Here is a 16,000-nt window from a genome sequence, read left to right as displayed (position 1 = left end):
TGACGTCTTACTCTGGTCACATGCATAGCTGGATTCGGTGCGGATCAGTCTTTCAGACTGTCGAGCAGATGTTGTTTGAGTTTGCCGAGGCGCTGATGGGTCCGCGACTTTTCGTCGAGGCTCAGGCCACCGAACAGTTCGACAACCCATTGCTCATGCGCGATGGCCATCTTGTCGAACGCCTTGCGGCCGGCGGGTGTGAGGCACACGCTGATCGAACGGCGATCGTTGGGATCGGTGCCGCGCGAAACCAGACCTTCTTTTTCAAGCTGATCGGTGATGCCGGTCACGTTGCCGCCCGTCACCATCAAACGGCGCGACAGTTCGGTCATCTTCAGGCCTTCCGGATGACGTTCGAGTTGCGCCATCAAATCGAAACGCGGCAACGTGGTGTCGAATTCGTTGCGCAGGCGCTTGCGCAGTTCGGCTTGCACGAGATTGGTCGTGGTCAGCATGCGCAACCACAAACGCAGGCCCATGTGACTATCGGCGCCGGTACTCATTTCCAGATCCACGACGTTCTCCGCTGGTTTGGCAACGCCTTTGCGCGGCGGCTTGGTTTCAGCAGCCGTAGTCTTTTTGAGGTTCGATAACTTGGTCACATTACTTCTCCACCGGAGATGGAAATGGATTGCCCCGTGATCGCGTCCGAGCCGGGTTGGCAGAGCCAAAGCACGGCATTGGCGACCTGCTCCGGGCTCACGAAACGACGCTGCGGATTCGTGCGAAGCAGGGTTTCGCGCGCCTGCTGTTCGGTGCGCGAGGTCTTGCTGGTGATCTGTTCGAGCGATGCGTGCAGCAGTTCGGTTTCCGTGTAGCCGGGGCATACGGCGTTGACGGTGACGCCTTTCGTCGCGACTTCCAGTGCGAGTGAGCGCGTCAGGCCGATCACGCCATGTTTCGCGGCGCAGTAAGCGGCGACATAGGCGTAGCCGATCTGTCCCGCCGTGCTCGCGACATTGACGATGCGGCCTTGGCCGCGCTCGAGCATGCCGGGCAATACGGCGCGCGTGCCGAGGAAGACACCGGTGAGGTTCACGTCGAGCATGCGCTGCCAGAGCGCCATGTCGGTGTGAGCGAAGGGCGCGGCTTGCGCCTGGCCGGCGTTGTTGACGAGAATGTCGATTGCGCCGGCTTGTGCGAATGCTTTCTCGACCGATGCTTCGCTCGTGACGTCGACGCTGATGCAGGCGACCTCGCCGAGTCCGTTGAAACTTTCCCGCTGCGCATCGAGACGTTGTGCGCTGCGGCCCATCAAGGTGACGCGAGCGCCGGCGCGCAGCAGCGCTTCGGCCACTGCCGCACCGATGCCACTGCCGCCGCCCGTGACGACAGCGTGCTGTCCTGCGAGGGTCGTGTTGGGCGTATTCACGTGGTTCCTTCAGCGCGTTGTGCGCGTTCTTGCGGCGACAACCCTGCGTTTGCCGCAGCCTGTGCACGTTCACGTTCGAGATTGCGTTCGAGTTGCGACTTCGCTGCCGTGTATGGCTTCGGCCAGGTCACGTCCAGATAGCCGATTTTTGCGGCTTCATTCAACGTCCACGACGGATTGGCCAGATGCGGTCGCGCGATTGCACAGAGATCGGCACGGCCTGCCGCAATGATGCTGTTCACGTGGTCCGCTTCCGAGATCGCACCGACGGCAATGGTTGCTATGCCGGCTTCGTTGCGCACGCGGTCGGCGAATGGTGTCTGGAACATGCGGCCAAACACGGGCTTTTCCTGCTTGCTGACCTGGCCCGACGAGACGTCGATCATGTCGGCGCCTGCGGCTTTGAAGGCACGGGCGATTTGCACGGCGTCGTCGGGCGTCGTGCCGCCTTCAACCCAATCGTTAGCGGAAATACGCACGGAAATCGGCTTATCTTGCGGCCAGACAGCGCGGATCGCCTTGAAGATCTGCAACGGGTAGCGCAGACGGTTTTCAAGTGAGCCGCCATATTCGTCCGTGCGATGGTTGGTCAGCGGCGACAGGAAGCTCGAGAGGAAATAGCCGTGCGCGCAGTGCAGTTCGAGCCAATCGAAGCCTGCCTCGGCGGACATCTGCGTGGCGCGTACGAACTGCGCTTCGATTTCTTTAAGTTCGTCTCGTGTGGCTTCATGCGAGGTCTGACTGACGCCGCTTAAATATTGCTGCGGCGAAGCGGACACGAGCGGCCAGTTGCCTTCGTCAAGCGGCTGGTCGATGCCTTCCCACGCCACGCGCGTCGAGCCTTTTGCGCCGGAGTGTCCTAGCTGAATGCCGATCTTCGCGTCCGACTGAGCATGCACGAGATCCACGATGCGCTTCCACGCCGTGAGATGCTCGGGCGCGTACATGCCGGGACAAGCGGGCGTGATGCGCGCTTCGGGCGACACGCAGGTCATTTCCGTCATGACTAAACCGGCGCCGCCCATGGCGCGCGCACCGAGATGCATCAGGTGATAGTCACCGGCGATGCCGTCGACGGCGGAGTATTGCGCCATCGGCGAGACGACTACGCGGTTTTTCAGGGTGACGCCACGCAAGGTGAAAGGCGTGAACATCGGCGGAACGGAGTGTTTTTCAGGCGTGCGGTCAATACCTGAGCGGTGTGCCAGCCAGTCTTCGAACGTCGAGAGATAGGTTGCGTCACGCTCCCGCAGATTCTCGTGCGAAATGCGTTGCGAGCGTGTGAGCAGCGAATAGGCGAACTGTTCCGGCTCGAACGAAGTGTAGCGATCGACATGCTCGAACCACTCCGTCGAATTGCGCGCGGCGTTTTGAATACGCAATACGTCGATACTGCGGACGTCCGTGTAGTGCTGCAACGCAGCGGGCAAATCTCCCGGATGCGCGCCGATGCTGTTGGCGAGTTCGATCGAATCTTCGAGCGCGAGCTTGGTGCCCGAGCCGATCGAGAAGTGCGCGGTGTGTGCCGCGTCGCCCATCAGTACGATCGGCGTTTCGGTGCCATCGGCGTTGCCGCGCCAATGTACCCATTCCTCGTTGACGACGCGCGGGAAGCGAATCCATTGCGACGATCCGCGCAAATGCGCGGCGTTCGACAGCAATGGGTTGCCGTCCAGATACTTGGCGAACAGCTTCTCGCAGAACGCGATGCTGTCTTCCTTGCTCATTTCATCGAGGCCGGCGGCGCGCCATACGCGCTCCGGTGTTTCCACAATGAACGTCGAAGTTCGATCGTCGAAACGGTAGGCATGCGCCTGGAACCAGCCGAACTCGGTTTCTTCGAAAGCGAACGTGAAGGCGTCGAAGAGCTTTTTGGTGCCGAGCCAGACGAAGCGGCAATCGCGCATGTCGATCGCGGGCTTGTAGGTGGCGGTGTACTTCTGACGGACAGCGCTGTTGGCGCCGTCACAGGCGATGATCAGGTCGGCTTCGTAGACGGTGTCGTCCGTGACCTGGGTTTCGAAAACCAGCTTGACGCCCAATTCTTCGCAGCGCGCCTGGAGGATATTCAGCAGACGTTTGCGGCCGATGCCGCAGAAGCCGTGGCCTGACGAGCGAACCTGCCTGCCGCGGAAATTGATCTCGATGTCGTCCCAGTGGTTGAAGGCGTCGAGAATCGCGTCCGCGCTGGGGGCGTCGGCGGCGCGCAGGTTGCCGAGTGTCTGGTCGGAGAATACGACGCCCCAGCCGAAGGTGTCATAGGGCCGGTTGCGCTCGACCACCGTGACGTCATACGCCGGGTTCCGGCCCTTCATTAACAGGCCGAAATACAAGCCGGCCGGGCCGCCGCCGATACATACGATGCGCATGTTGACTCTCCATGTGGACCTTGCTCTGGAGGGTAATTTAGGCGTCGATAGTTTAGATGTCAAGTAAATTGTGGGAGGGCTCCTATGCTCGTTGCCGTCCAATCTGCAACATTGCGATACTGGCGAGAATCAGGGCGACGGCGATCACTTCCAATGCGCCAACCTTTTCCCCGGCGACCCAACCGATCAGAAGCGCAACGGTAGGTGTAATGTAGGTTGAGCCCGAAGCGGCAACTGCGCCGAGTTCCTGCAGCAGGAAGTAGTAGATCAGAAAGGCAATTCCGGTTCCCAGGATACCAAGTCCGACCACGACACCGGCGGCCGCGCGCCAATCCCGCAGTATGTGCTGCATCCCGGTGAAGTCTGTGAGCAAGGTCAGTATAAGCAGGGCCAGCCCTATCTGCCACGTGACCAACGCCAAGGGCGGGAGGTTGAATGGCGACAGAAAGCGGCGGACGTAAACATACGACAGCCCGAGAGTGATCGCACCTGCCAACATCCAGAAAACGCCGGCAAGATCGATGGGGTTGTCTGCACTTTCCCAAGGCCGTGCAATCAGAACGATGCCCGCAAATCCCAGAACCACGCCCACCACCATCAACCCGTTCACCTTCTCGGTTCGCAGGAGCAATCGTGAGAAGATAGCGGTGAATATAGCAATAGAGCCGCCCAAAACACCTGCGGTGCCGGAGGGAAGCAGCGCAGTGCCCTTTACGATGGCAACATAGTAGAAAGCTGTCGCCACAGAGGCCATGACGAAAAAGTGAGGCAGATGACGCACCTGGCTACGGTTGATCACTCCCTGATGCCAGGCGGCAAGCGCCAGTGGCAGGAAGCCGAAGAGTACCCGTAAAAACGCGATCTGCATTGGGCTGATCAGGGTCACCGCCCACTTCATGTAGATAAAGTTCGATCCCCAGATGAAGCCAAGAAGGACGAAGGCAGCCTTTGTAAGACTCATAATGCATGCCTCGCCAACCAATGAGATTGATCGTCAGTACATCAAAGTCAAAAATCTGCGGATAGAACAAAAGCGGCGGCGCCATAGGACATATTGGTCTTGATTCGGCGGCCGCATCTACTGAACGATTCGATAGATGATCGACGGTAGCGCTTCGCCTGCCGCGGAAAGCGTGTATGCGCGCTGCACCTCGGCCGCCGCATGCACCGCTTCCCGGGCGCTGCGTGCGTGCACGAAGCCAAGTGGCTGCCCAACGTCCACGCATTGTCCAAGCGGCACGAGTTCCGATAGGCCGACAGCGTAGTCGATTGAGTCTTCCGCCCGCACCCTGCCTCCACCCAGTTCTACGACTGCGACGCCGAGCGCGCGGCAGTCGATCCGCTCTACCTGTCCCTTCACAGGTGAAACGACCGGAACCCTGATTTGCGCTTTGGCCAGATAACGCGCAGGCGCCTCGATCAAGTCGATGGGGCCGCCCAGCGCCGCCACCATTTTCGCGAAGCGCTCCGCGGCCGCACCGGAGTCGAGCGCCGCCTGTAACTTGACTCGCGCCTGCAGGTCGTCCGTAGCGATTCCGCCGTTGATCAGCATCTGCGCGGCGAGCGCCATTGTGACCTCGTGCAGACGAACTTGACGCGACTTGCCTGTCAAATAATCGATTGCGCACGCAACTTCCAGCGCGTTGCCCGCGCACGGCGCAAGCGACTGGTTCATGTCGGTCAGCAGCGCCGTGGTCTTCATGCCGGCGCCGTTGCCGACGTCGACGATGCTCCTCGCGAGTTCGAACGATTTTTCCGGAGTCGGCATAAACGCGCCCGAGCCCACCTTGACGTCCATCACCAGACCTTCAAGCCCCGCTGCAAGCTTCTTTGACAGAATCGAAGCAGTGATCATCGCGACGGATTCGATCGTCGCGGTGATGCCCCGGATCGCATAGATGCGTCTGTCGGCGGGCACGAGCTGCGCAGTCTGGCCGATGATCGCCACGCCGACGTCGCGTACTGCGCGCTGAAATTCGTTCGTATCGGGCGTCACGTTATAGCCCGGGATCGAATTCAGCTTGTCGAGTGTGCCGCCCGTATGTCCGAGCCCGCGCCCCGAAATCATCGGCACATAAGCCCCACAAGCGGCAACCATCGGACCGATCAACAACGAGGTCAGATCGCCGACGCCACCTGTCGAGTGTTTGTCGACGATCGGTCCATTCAGGTCCAACGCATGCCAATCGAGCACCTGACCCGAGTCGCGTTGCGCAAGGGTGAACGCGACGCGTTCGTCGACGCTCATGTCGTTGAAATACACCGCCATTGCGAATGCTGACACCTGCCCCTCGGTGACGCTGCCATCCACCACGCCGCGGACAAACGCTGCAATTTCGTCTCGATCGAGTGGCTGCCGGTCACGTTTCTTGCGAATAAATTCCTGGGGCAGGAACATGACGACTCCTTCAATATCAATGCAAGGAAAAGAAGAGACCGGCAATCGCCGCGCTCATCAGATTCGACAGCGTGCTGGCCGCCAGCGCGCGCAGACCGTGGCGCGCCACCTCCGAGCGGCGCTGCGGCGCCACGGCATTGAATCCGCCGGCCAGAATGGCGATCGACGAAAAATTCGCGAAACCGCATAGCGCAAACGATACGATCGCAATCGTCTTGGGATCAAGAACCTGCAATCCCGCCGCGGCGACCTGCGCGGTGTCCTTCAGGTACGGCGACAAATCCCCATAGGCGACGAACTCGTTGAGAATCAGCTTCTCGCCGATGAAGTTGCCGGCTAGCGACGCATCGTGCCACGGCACGCCGATCATCCAGGCAAGCGGAGCCAACAAGCCGCCCAGCAGACCCTGCAGCGTGACGTTCGCAAAGCCGAACAATGCGGCAATGCCGCCTACGCCCGTATTGACGAGCGCAATGAGACCGATGAAGGCAATCAGCATCGCACCGACGTTGATGGCGATCTTCAGTCCGATCATCGCGCCCGAGGCTGCCGCGTCGATGACATTGGCTGAACCCTTCTCGTCGAAATCCAGCCCGTCGATATTCATCTGGGTTGGCTCGACAGTCGGATACAGCAGCTTGCCGAACAGCAGGCCGCCCGGCACGGCCATGAACGATGCGGCCAGCAGATACTCCATTTTTACGCCAAGGCCGGCATAGGCAGCAAGCACGGACCCTGCTACCGACGCCATCCCGCTCGACATCACGGCAAAGATCTCTGCACTGGTCATTTGCCGCACGAACGGTTTCACGAGCGCCGGCATTTCGCTTTGACCGAGGAAGATGGTTGCGACTGCCGAGCACGCCTCAATGCGGCTCACCGCCAGCAATTTTTCCAGCGCCATACCGACGATGGTGACGATCCACTTCATGATCCCGACGTAATAGAGTACCGCGATCAGTGCGGTCACGAAGACGATCATAGGCAGCACACGCAGGCCGAACACAAAACCGCCCGCGCCGAAGAGCTCAAACATCTTGCTGTCGACCAGCCCCCCGAAGATAAACGACACCCCATGGTTGCCCATTTCGAGCACACGGTTGACCGCGGTGGCAACGACTGCGAGCGCGCTACGCCCGAATGGGACGAACAGCACGAGCGCACCGATTGCCAACTGTGTCGCAAGCGCGGCGAAAAGGGTCCGGGGCCGGACCGCGCCACGGTTGTTCGATAGCAAATAGGCAATCAACAGCAGTATCAACATGCCGCAAACGCTGCGCACGATATCCACGTAGTTCCCCTTTGAAGTTAGAAAAAAACGCCCCGGATTGAGGCGGACGGCACGACCGGAAGCGGACATCTTTTCCACCGGTCGTGAGAATCAACACGGTGTGTTTAATTGGCCGGTACGCCGTCTTTCCAGTGCTTCCAGTCCCTGACGATCGCCGCCACGAGCGGCGAGCCGGTCAGATAGAGGTTGTTGAGCGCCGGGACAAAGCCGCCCTGATTCTGATAATCGAGCAGGTTGTCGATGTTCGAGCCGCCCTGTGGCGGGCGATCGAAATCCGAACCGGCGCGCAACACCGCCACGCGCTGCGTATCGGCGAGGCCTGCCGCCTGGGCACGCTTGACGACCTCGAAGGTCGCGTTGTCTTCCTGCTGCGTCGTGCAGTACACGCCCTTGCCGTCGGTCAGAAGCCTGGTCCAGTCACGGGCGCGCTGCCCTAAAGCATTGCCCGAGAACCACGTATCGCCTGCGAGAGTGTCACACTGGATGACGGTCGGACGCTGATTGGCCGGCGCGCTCTGATACTTCGCGCGATAGGCGACGGCCTGCGGGCTGTCGGTCAGTGTCACGTCGCGCGAAAGAGCGTAGGCCTTTTGCAGCAGCGCCTCGTTTAGTTGAAACACTTCGGTGCGGTAATCCAGCGGCGGTTTTTCGTTTTCGCTCTTTGTGTTGATGCCGAGATAGCCGGACTTCCATCCAGCCGGAATCTCACGCGCATCCAGTTCCCACTGGATGCCGAAATCCACCAGATAGCGCGCCCAGGCAGTTGAGCCAAGCGTTCCCTGCGCCGGGTCGATGCCGGCGATGCCCGATACGAGGAAGTACGTCTTGCGTAAATCGAATTTTCTCGAATACACCAGCGCGGCCATTGAGGCCGCCGCGTTCGTGTGGCCCATACCGGTCGTCAGGACACACACGCTGTCGTGGTTGCACTGGACGTCGGGGTAGTCCGCGGACAGACCCGGTACCTTGACGTGTTCCATCGGACCCAGATGGTCCAACCACACTTTGCCTTCCGGCCCGAACATGCTGATGATGAGGACCTTCACAGGCCGCGGGCGTTGTGCAGTATCACCCGCGGAATGGGCGTTGGTCACCAGCGAAATCGCGAGCCCCAATCCTGCAAGCATTCGCCAAAAATTTTGCTTTAACATTAAATCGGTGTCCCTGATTGTTTGTGAGGCTTGATCTGAATTGCGTTGTCTATGAGATCAGAACTGGTAACCGACGCTGGCGTAATAGCCCCAACCGGTCGAACGGTTTGCGAACGGACCATCGCCAAAGTTGAGGTCTCCACCGGCCCATTGGCCGCCGTTGTGGAAGTAGCGAGCCGCGGTCCAGAAGCGCCAGTGCGTAAACGAGTAGATCAGCACGTTTGTTGCGACGAAGGCCGTATCGGTCCGGCTATCGTCACCCGTCTTTTCGCGCAGTCGCGAGCCGAAGTCGTAGTTGAAGAAACCGACGTAGGTCAGATTGCCGCCGTGGAACGTGCCAAGCGGATAGATGTATTTCATCTGGGCGCGATAGCCATCCCACGAGTTCTCGTTCGCCGCACCGTAGTTCTCCCATTGGCGCTTCACATACAAATTGGCAGACAGAATCAATGGTGTGTGCGTGTCGATATCCGTGCCGATGCCGCTATACAGGGTGTTCTGGCGGCCGCCGATGTTATAGCCCTGGTCATAGATCCAATCGAACGCCAGATACCATTCCTTGAATGGACCAAAGCCAAGATGCTTGCCGACGACGTCGTCGATCGATACGCGCGGCTCCTGCTCGGTGAAGAGAGGGGACCCTCTATCCCACACGCCGGAGTCATGCTTGCTGCCCACGCCGAAGACCTTCGGCGCATCCACGTACCCGTACAAATCGAACGGACCCTTGCGGCCGAAGTATTCGTACTCCAGGTACACGTCGTTGGTCTTATACGGACCGAAGCGGATGTCCTTCGAGCCAATCACGCCCAAACTCTGGTGAAACCAGCTCGACACATAAGGAGAAGCCGCGGTTCGTGGCGTCGGATCAGTCACGACTGCACCGCTTTCCGCAAGCGTCGAGTCGGTGGATCCGTCGGCCCAAGCCGTTTGCGCGGCCAGCAGGCTGACCGACATCGCCATTCCGATCCAGGTCGCAAGCGCGCCACAGCGCTTTGCGCGAGTCATCCATTTCTTTCCGTTTATTTCCTTTGGATACCTAATGTTAATCATCGGATCGAATCCTTACTGTCGTTAATATTTTCGATGAGCCACTGCTGTGTGAATCTCTCCAAACTTTGGCAGGAGCACCGCTAAACTGCAGGCCGCATGTTCTGCGTGCACTGACGCCCCAATGTTGACCGGTCAGTCAGCTTTAAACGCCAATACCCATGCAGGCCGCGAGTAAATGCAGGAACCATGCCAAAACTGTCTGATCGGTCAGGATTTGGATTTGCGCTAGGGCCGCGCAGTGCATGTAGGGAGTTCCCTACGCAAGATTCCGCATCGACCTAGCGAAATTTCCACGAGTCCTGACTGCGCAGCACCCGCCGCCGATCTAGCATCTACACACGGCGACGTTTGTTGCGTCTGTGCGCTGCGCGGTGCCTTCACAGCAGGGGCGATCCGGTCGGTTTCGCGGGGGAGCTGAAATGGAACACGACACGCACCGCCTGATACACGATATAAATCTCGCCTATCTTCTCCTGACCCGGCGCCTGCTTGTGGAAGATAAAGCCTCGGGCATGAGCAGTCTTGGCGTGTCGTCGGAGGTGGCCGATGTTCTGCTGGCGCTCTCGCCTGAAGAGATCGAGAGGCTTGCCTCCACTTCGCAGATACTTTGCTCGTTCCGCTTTCTTGATCACACGGTGCTGTCCACGCTGACGCACAGTCAGGTTGAGATTGCTGCAATGGCGCGTTCGCCGGCGTGACAGCCGGTCGGGCAACGAACTTAAGCTAAAACTACTTCGCCCAGGTCTTTGCGCTTCACCACACAGCAAAACGCCGCATTGGTGGAAGAAAGTGCCGCAGCGGCTCAGCGTGTTGAACATCAATCGCGCCTGTTACTTGAAGCCATCTCGGTCCCCGAACGGGGTGGCTCACCAGCTTAAGCCGGTGAGCGCCGATCGTTCTCCTGCCTGGGACCATGTGGATACTGTCCCATCGGTGAGTTATCAATCACTCGTTCTACATACGATGCACTTTACTGCTGAAGATCTTCGTCTTGTACTTGAGTTGGTCGAACTACTCGGCAGGCCTTCGCGCGAGAATCTTATCGATCGCCCAGACGTCATTCAGAAACTCGCGTCTCTATTCCACGCAGATTTCATCGGACACGCCGTTTGGAGTCGCCATAATGGCCAATTCGAACAGGCCACTCACTGGGGCCGCGACGCTCACATGGCTGTGGAATACGAACAGCATTTTCAGTTTCTTGATCCAATTTCCCCCTTGTTAATTGGACGCGAAGACGCGGTTCCAAGCGACAGTTTGATCGATCGTCGAACGTTCCGTAACACGGAATATTTCAGTGATTTTCTTTTACGTTACCGGGTGTACTCCGGCGTTGACCTGTACCCACACGACGCCGGGCAGATTCAGTTTAACTATCGGTTTTGGACTAGCAACCAGAAAAAGCGCTTCGGCGAGCGCGAAGTCTCTTTGCTCAATATGCTGCGTCCCTACCTGATCAACGAATACCAATTGCGCCACATGGCGCGCACCAACACCCAGACGGATACCGCCGTAGAAAATTACGCTAGCTTCCTGGTTCAGAAATCAGAAAAGCCGAAACCCAATCACAAGGCTCATAAGCTTCTGGCTGGTCTGCAACCGGCTGAAAGGGAGGCATTGTGCCGTCTGATATCCCAGATACCGTATGACCCATCTGTGGCCGCGCAATGGAACGGTTTCGACCTTTGCGTCGAGTACGCTGCCGATGAACACAAGAAGGGACGTGCGTACATGGTTTACCTGTTGGCACGTACGGTCGGTTCAGGGTCATGGTTTCAGCAGCACTTTGATCTGACTCTTCGTGAAGGCGAAATTTGCCCCTTGCTGCTCAAGGGCTTGGCCGACAAACAGATAGCAGCCATCCTGAAGATAAGCTACTGGACTGTGCGCATTCATGTCGGCCGAATACTTGAAAAACTCGCGATCGATTCTCGCGCCGGCATTGGACTCGCTGTGCTTAAGGCGAGCCACAACACCAGTGTCGACAAAGCGTATTTGCCGCACACGTCATCTATCGTGTTTCCGTCCTAAGGCGGCTAACCGATGCGATAAAACACATCCCGCATGGCTAGGATTAGCTATTCAGACCCCGTATACGTTGCCGTTACTTCCTATACAACCCGCGCCAACAAGCGGAAGGTTTTGTTGCGCTCTTCAGCAAGCTCTGGTGGAGATCAATGTGCTCCCGCTGGCGCGGGGAATACCATCAACTCGCGCTACGCGTGCTACGGATAGGAACAGTCAGTGAACTTAAGCATTCGCAATCGGCTCATCGCCATTGTCACGGGCCTCGTGCTCATCACGCTCGCCTTGAGCGCCTTCTTTCTCATGCGCCTCAGTGCCGCTGGGGACGAACTGGAATTGATGTACAGGGCGGATTTTTCTGATGCGGCGTCCGTTAGCGAGATCGACGGACTACTTACCAGAACCGATATCAACATTCTCCGGATGATCGCGATTGGGGACCCTGCCTCAATCGCCGGATGGAAGCAGGAAAATGCAGAGCGGTTTAGTCAGGTTGACAAAGTGATAACCGAACTGGCAAGTCATCGCGATGGAGAAAAACTGGAGGTGGTCAGGGGGCTACAGGACGCCTACCAGAAAATGCAGGCCGGGATGAAGCATCAGGTGGAGCGCATTGAGGCCGGGGATGTGAAAGGCGGTGCCGAAGTGAACAGGCTGGAAGTCAAAGACAACGCGAATCACGTTTTCGGCATTCTCGCCAAAATGAAACAGGATTTGCGCGCAACGGCTCAGGCGCGTTTCGCTGCACAGCAAGTTGCTGTTGTGACTACGCGCTACATTTCTTTTGGCGTGATCGCGTGTGCCGTACTTTTTGCTGCTGGTGCCCTGATCTATTTGCTGCGTGCGATCCTGGTGCCGTTGAACATATCAGTCAACATTGCCGAGCGGATCGCAACTGGGAAACTCGGGAATGACATCCCGAACCAATCCCAAGACGAGTTCGGGCAACTTCTCTCGTCCCTCAAGAAAATGGATCAACAGTTGAGCGATACGATTCACGGGATCAAGACATCCGCGGAATCGGTCACGGTGGCGTCGCGGGAAATCGCTAGCGGCAACACGGACCTTGCGGCCCGTACCGGGCAACAGGCTGCATCACTGGAGGAAACTGCAGCCAGCATGACACAGCTGACCGAGACGGTAAAACAGAATGCCGACAATGCCCGCCAGGCCAATGCGCTGGCAACGCGCGCTACCGACATAGCCGACGCAGGCAACGAGACCGTACAAGGCATGGTAGGAACGATCGAGAAAATCAGTGCGAGTTCGAGCAAGATTTCGGAGATCACCGGTGTCATTGAAGGCATTGCATTCCAGACCAACATTCTGGCGTTGAACGCGGCTGTGGAGGCCGCACGTGCGGGCGAACAGGGACGCGGTTTCGCTGTCGTCGCCAGTGAAGTTCGCAGTCTGGCGCAGCGCTCTGCCGCTGCTGCGAAAGAGATCAAGGAATTGATCGGCTCCTCGGTGGCAACCATTCAGGACGGCTCCATGCAAGCCGTGGAAGTCAGTTCGACCATGGGACAGGTCAAGCAGGCGATCAAGCAGGTTTCCGATATTGTCGGCGAGATCGCTGCAGCGTCCGAAGAGCAGAGCCGTGGCATTGAACAGGTGAATCAGGCAGTCGGCCAGATGGACGAAGTCACACAACAGAACGCGGCGCTCGTCGAGCAGGCGGCAGCCGGTGCCAAGTCACTTGAGGAGCAGGCAACCAGACTGAAAGATGCAGTCTCGGTGTTTGAGGTGGCCGCGGGCGCTGTGCATAGTGAGCCGCGAGTGGTTCTGCCACAGGCCAGGCCTCGACTGCCTGCATCGAATGTTCAAACGACGCGTCGCGCACAGCCTGCGAAGCCGAGGATTGCGCCTGCAACTATGTCCGACAGACCTGTAATGGCCGCTGTCGATACTGCGGGCTCGGACTGGCAAACCTTCTGACCTGAACCCGAACCTATGTATAACAACTCCAAAATGCAGAACGACGACGCGCAACAGGCTGACGACGCATCGGCAGAACAATCGCCACTTGCCGTGGCGGTTCAATTCCGCAAAGAGAGTGACCGCGCGTTACTCAACGCGCTCACTGCGCTATCGAAGGTCAATGGCATTACGGTTGTTCAGCATGATGCGCGCCTCGCAGTCATCGGCGAATTGCTGGTTTCCGTGCTGACGCACCTGCCCAATGCCATGCGGGCCGATATCGCCGCCTCGTTCCGCGACAGGATTGAAGATTTGATGGGCCTCAGTGACGACCGATGCTTACCGGAAAAGTATCACTCGTCGCTCCTAACGGAAGTCAATCGCTATCTGAACGCACTTCGATAGATGGAGAGGTTGTGGACCATGCCTTCGCCCTTCGCCTTCGACGATGAAGGAACCGCGTTGGCACTAACCCAATAGCGGCGGCAATTCGTCCTTCAGGAAATCGACGAAGGCGCGTACCGCGGGCATCATTCCGCGCCGCGTCGGAAACAGCACGGCCAATCGTCCCTCCCTTGAACGAAATTCCGGCAGTACAAGGTTCAAAGTTCCCATTTCGATCTCCCGCGTGCAGGCATAGAGAGGCAGGCTCGCGATACCCATTCCTGCCAACGCGGCTTCCTTCAGCGCCGCGATGTTGTCGCTCTGCAGGCGGGGCTGAATCGTCTGCGTGGAAACATCGCCATTCGCGCCGATCAGCCGCAATACGGTCGCCGGCCTGCTGATCGACTCGTAGATCAACAGATCGCCGCGAGGTAGCGCATCCGGCGTACCAATCGTCCCGGTCTCCGACAGATACACGGGGCTTGCGACTAACCCCCAGCGCACCGTGCCCAGCGGGGCCTGGACCAGGCTGGAAAGCTCCACGTCAACACCGAGGCCGCGTATCACCACATCGACATGTTCTTCGAGAAGGTCGACCTGTCGATTACTTGCCTCGATGGCCAGTCGCACTTTCGGGTAGCGCAACATGAAACGGGGCAGCAATCTGGCCAGCACGATGTCTGTAATCGCGACGGACATGCTGGCCCGCACCAGCCCAGAGGGCTCGGCGGTCCGGCGCCGAACCGCTTCCTCACCGGCCTGCGCTTCGGCGATCATGGCCCGGCAATGGGCGTACAGCTCTTCGCCGGCGTCGGTCAGGCTAAGCCGGCGTGAGGTCCGGTGAAGCAGCCGAACGCCGAGCTTGGCTTCCAGATCGGTGATCCGGCGGGAGATATGGGATTTGCTTACGCCAAGCGCCTCTCCGGCCGCGGTAAAGCCGTGATGCTCGATCACCTGAGCAAAGAGATAGAGGTCGTTCAGGTCAGAGGATACGGGGTTCATCCGACGTCCGGTTTTCGTTGGGTTGGTGTGTTGATCGTTTCCTGTGGGAAACGATAGGTTGAGAAATACCATATTTATCGATTGTCGTTGCGCAAATATGATTCATCTCAACCCGGCGCAGATGTGCACCGGACGGTCCGGCAGGGCGGTTCTACGTCGTTGCCGCATCCCAAATGCCAACGTTAATCAAGACCATGAAAATCCTTAATCTCCTGAAAGCTGTTGTTCTTCCCCTGGCTATCGTCGCCACTTCTGCCGGCACCATCCAGACGGCCAGCGCAGCGCCTGCGACGAACGCGGTCGCTCCATCGGGCGCCCCTTACTCGCTGCTGTCGCGGGACAACACGGTGCTCGTGCTGGTCGACCACCAGGTTGGCCTGTTCACCGGAGTGCGCGACATCGATACCGGTGAGCTCAAGCATAACGTCGTGGCGCTCGCCAAAGCCGCGAAGACGCTCGGCATCCCGGTCATTGTCACCGCTACGATGCCCGACGGCATGTGGGGTCCCACGATCCCTGAACTGACCGCCGCGCTTCCGGGTGTCCCGGTGATCAGCCGCACCTCGATCAATGCATGGGACGATCCGAATGTGCGCGCCGCGATCGAGAAGACCGGCCGCAAACAGATTCTGATCGCCGGTGTTTCTCTGGAAGTGTGTGCCACGTTCCCGGCGCTGTCGCTCAAGGCTGCGGGCTACGACCCCCGCGTGGTGCTCGACGCATCGGGTACGTTTAGCGATGCCAAGCGCACGGTTGGGCTGCAGCGTCTGGCAGGTGCCGGCATCCCGGTGACCGATTACGCCACGGCTGGTGTGGAAATGCTGCAGGGTAACGATGATCCGAAGGCGCAGCAGGTGTATGCCGATCTCGACATGCCGTTTGCCAACCTCGTGTGGCAGCTCAAGAACGCTTCGCGCAAGTGAGGCAGCAACCTGATCCGGTGAGGGCGAACTGCGTCCTCGTCTGAACAACCCCGAAGCTATCCAGACATGCAGGCCTGGATAGCTTCGGGGCTGAATGCCAAGGTAAGACGGAACA

Annotated in this window: 14 protein-coding genes; 5 read left to right on the top strand and 9 right to left on the bottom strand. The window is 58.8% G+C overall.

What is annotated here, in order from left to right:
* Positions 1-44: 44 nt before the first annotated feature.
* The 8 genes from R8871_RS05005 to R8871_RS04970 form a co-directional block, all read right to left on the bottom strand.
* Positions 45-602 carry a MarR family winged helix-turn-helix transcriptional regulator gene (locus tag R8871_RS05005; RefSeq protein WP_175049322.1) on the bottom strand — a complete coding sequence of 186 codons (558 nt, stop codon included), beginning with the start codon at positions 600-602 and terminating at the stop codon, positions 45-47.
* Positions 599-1,372 carry an SDR family NAD(P)-dependent oxidoreductase gene (locus tag R8871_RS05000; protein WP_175049321.1) on the bottom strand — a complete coding sequence of 258 codons (774 nt, stop codon included), beginning with the start codon at positions 1,370-1,372 and terminating at the stop codon, positions 599-601. The genes R8871_RS05005 and R8871_RS05000 overlap by 4 nt, the downstream gene beginning before the upstream one ends.
* On the bottom strand, positions 1,369-3,741 hold the full coding sequence (locus R8871_RS04995; RefSeq protein WP_175049320.1) for a bifunctional salicylyl-CoA 5-hydroxylase/oxidoreductase: 2,373 nt from the start codon (positions 3,739-3,741) through the stop codon (positions 1,369-1,371). The genes R8871_RS05000 and R8871_RS04995 overlap by 4 nt, the downstream gene beginning before the upstream one ends.
* 82 nt (positions 3,742-3,823) lie before the next feature.
* Entirely contained in the window at positions 3,824-4,702 is an 879-nt protein-coding gene (locus R8871_RS04990) for a DMT family transporter (RefSeq protein WP_175049319.1), read from the bottom strand.
* A gap of 117 nt (positions 4,703-4,819) precedes the next feature.
* Positions 4,820-6,139 carry a thymidine phosphorylase gene (gene deoA, locus R8871_RS04985; RefSeq protein ID WP_175049318.1) on the bottom strand — a complete coding sequence of 440 codons (1,320 nt, stop codon included), beginning with the start codon at positions 6,137-6,139 and terminating at the stop codon, positions 4,820-4,822.
* A 16-nt stretch (positions 6,140-6,155) separates the two neighbouring features.
* A complete protein-coding gene (locus R8871_RS04980; protein WP_175049317.1) occupies positions 6,156-7,430 on the bottom strand; it encodes a NupC/NupG family nucleoside CNT transporter in 1,275 nt (424 codons plus the stop codon).
* 104 nt (positions 7,431-7,534) lie between these two features.
* Positions 7,535-8,557, bottom strand: a complete 1,023-nt coding sequence (locus R8871_RS04975; protein ID WP_407673100.1) for a purine-nucleoside phosphorylase — start codon at positions 8,555-8,557, stop codon at positions 7,535-7,537.
* Between the two features lie 81 nt (positions 8,558-8,638).
* The gene (locus tag R8871_RS04970; RefSeq protein ID WP_217468882.1) at positions 8,639-9,589 is read right to left on the bottom strand and encodes a nucleoside-specific channel-forming protein Tsx; all 951 of its coding nucleotides are present in this window, start codon (positions 9,587-9,589) and stop codon (positions 8,639-8,641) included.
* Between the two features lie 464 nt (positions 9,590-10,053).
* On the opposite strand from R8871_RS04970, the gene R8871_RS04965 reads away from it, so the two are divergent.
* From R8871_RS04965 to R8871_RS04950, 4 genes are all read left to right on the top strand, one after another.
* A complete protein-coding gene (locus tag R8871_RS04965; RefSeq protein WP_175049315.1) occupies positions 10,054-10,332 on the top strand; it encodes a flagellar transcriptional regulator FlhD in 279 nt (92 codons plus the stop codon).
* Between the two features lie 109 nt (positions 10,333-10,441).
* A complete protein-coding gene (locus tag R8871_RS04960) occupies positions 10,442-11,665 on the top strand; it encodes a helix-turn-helix domain-containing protein (RefSeq protein WP_246287389.1) in 1,224 nt (407 codons plus the stop codon).
* Positions 11,666-11,878: 213 nt separating this feature from the next.
* Positions 11,879-13,594, top strand: coding sequence for a methyl-accepting chemotaxis protein (locus R8871_RS04955; RefSeq protein WP_217468881.1), 1,716 nt, complete (start codon positions 11,879-11,881; stop codon positions 13,592-13,594).
* A 33-nt stretch (positions 13,595-13,627) separates the two neighbouring features.
* On the top strand, positions 13,628-13,981 hold the full coding sequence (locus R8871_RS04950) for a hypothetical protein (protein ID WP_175049314.1): 354 nt from the start codon (positions 13,628-13,630) through the stop codon (positions 13,979-13,981).
* A gap of 63 nt (positions 13,982-14,044) precedes the next feature.
* Here R8871_RS04950 and R8871_RS04945 read toward each other — a convergent pair whose 3' ends face one another.
* Entirely contained in the window at positions 14,045-14,962 is a 918-nt protein-coding gene (locus tag R8871_RS04945) for a LysR substrate-binding domain-containing protein (RefSeq protein WP_175049313.1), read from the bottom strand.
* Between the two features lie 194 nt (positions 14,963-15,156).
* Here R8871_RS04945 and R8871_RS04940 point away from each other — a divergent pair, with 194 nt between their 5' ends.
* The gene (locus R8871_RS04940; RefSeq protein ID WP_175049312.1) at positions 15,157-15,885 is read left to right on the top strand and encodes an isochorismatase family protein; all 729 of its coding nucleotides are present in this window, start codon (positions 15,157-15,159) and stop codon (positions 15,883-15,885) included.
* Positions 15,886-16,000 lie beyond the last annotated feature (115 nt).

Origin of the sequence: Paraburkholderia sediminicola, from assembly GCF_902859805.1 — a bacterium.
Classification (GTDB): Bacteria; Pseudomonadota; Gammaproteobacteria; order Burkholderiales; family Burkholderiaceae; genus Paraburkholderia; species Paraburkholderia sediminicola.
The sequence above is the reverse complement of the archived record's forward strand: the minus strand, read 5'-3'. Positions and strand labels throughout refer to the sequence as shown.

Coding starts and splice junctions, on each gene's coding strand:
- R8871_RS04995 (WP_175049320.1), bottom strand. CDS start 3,741: ATGCGCATCGTATGTATCGGCGGCGGCCCGGCCGGCTTGTATTTCGGC.
- R8871_RS04990 (WP_175049319.1), bottom strand. CDS start 4,702: ATGAGTCTTACAAAGGCTGCCTTCGTCCTTCTTGGCTTCATCTGGGGA.
- deoA (WP_175049318.1), bottom strand. CDS start 6,139: ATGTTCCTGCCCCAGGAATTTATTCGCAAGAAACGTGACCGGCAGCCA.
- R8871_RS04975 (WP_407673100.1), bottom strand. CDS start 8,557: ATGCTTGCAGGATTGGGGCTCGCGATTTCGCTGGTGACCAACGCCCAT.
- R8871_RS04970 (WP_217468882.1), bottom strand. CDS start 9,589: ATGACTCGCGCAAAGCGCTGTGGCGCGCTTGCGACCTGGATCGGAATG.
- R8871_RS04965 (WP_175049315.1), top strand. CDS start 10,054: ATGGAACACGACACGCACCGCCTGATACACGATATAAATCTCGCCTAT.
- R8871_RS04950 (WP_175049314.1), top strand. CDS start 13,628: ATGCAGAACGACGACGCGCAACAGGCTGACGACGCATCGGCAGAACAA.
- R8871_RS04945 (WP_175049313.1), bottom strand. CDS start 14,962: ATGAACCCCGTATCCTCTGACCTGAACGACCTCTATCTCTTTGCTCAG.
- R8871_RS04940 (WP_175049312.1), top strand. CDS start 15,157: ATGAAAATCCTTAATCTCCTGAAAGCTGTTGTTCTTCCCCTGGCTATC.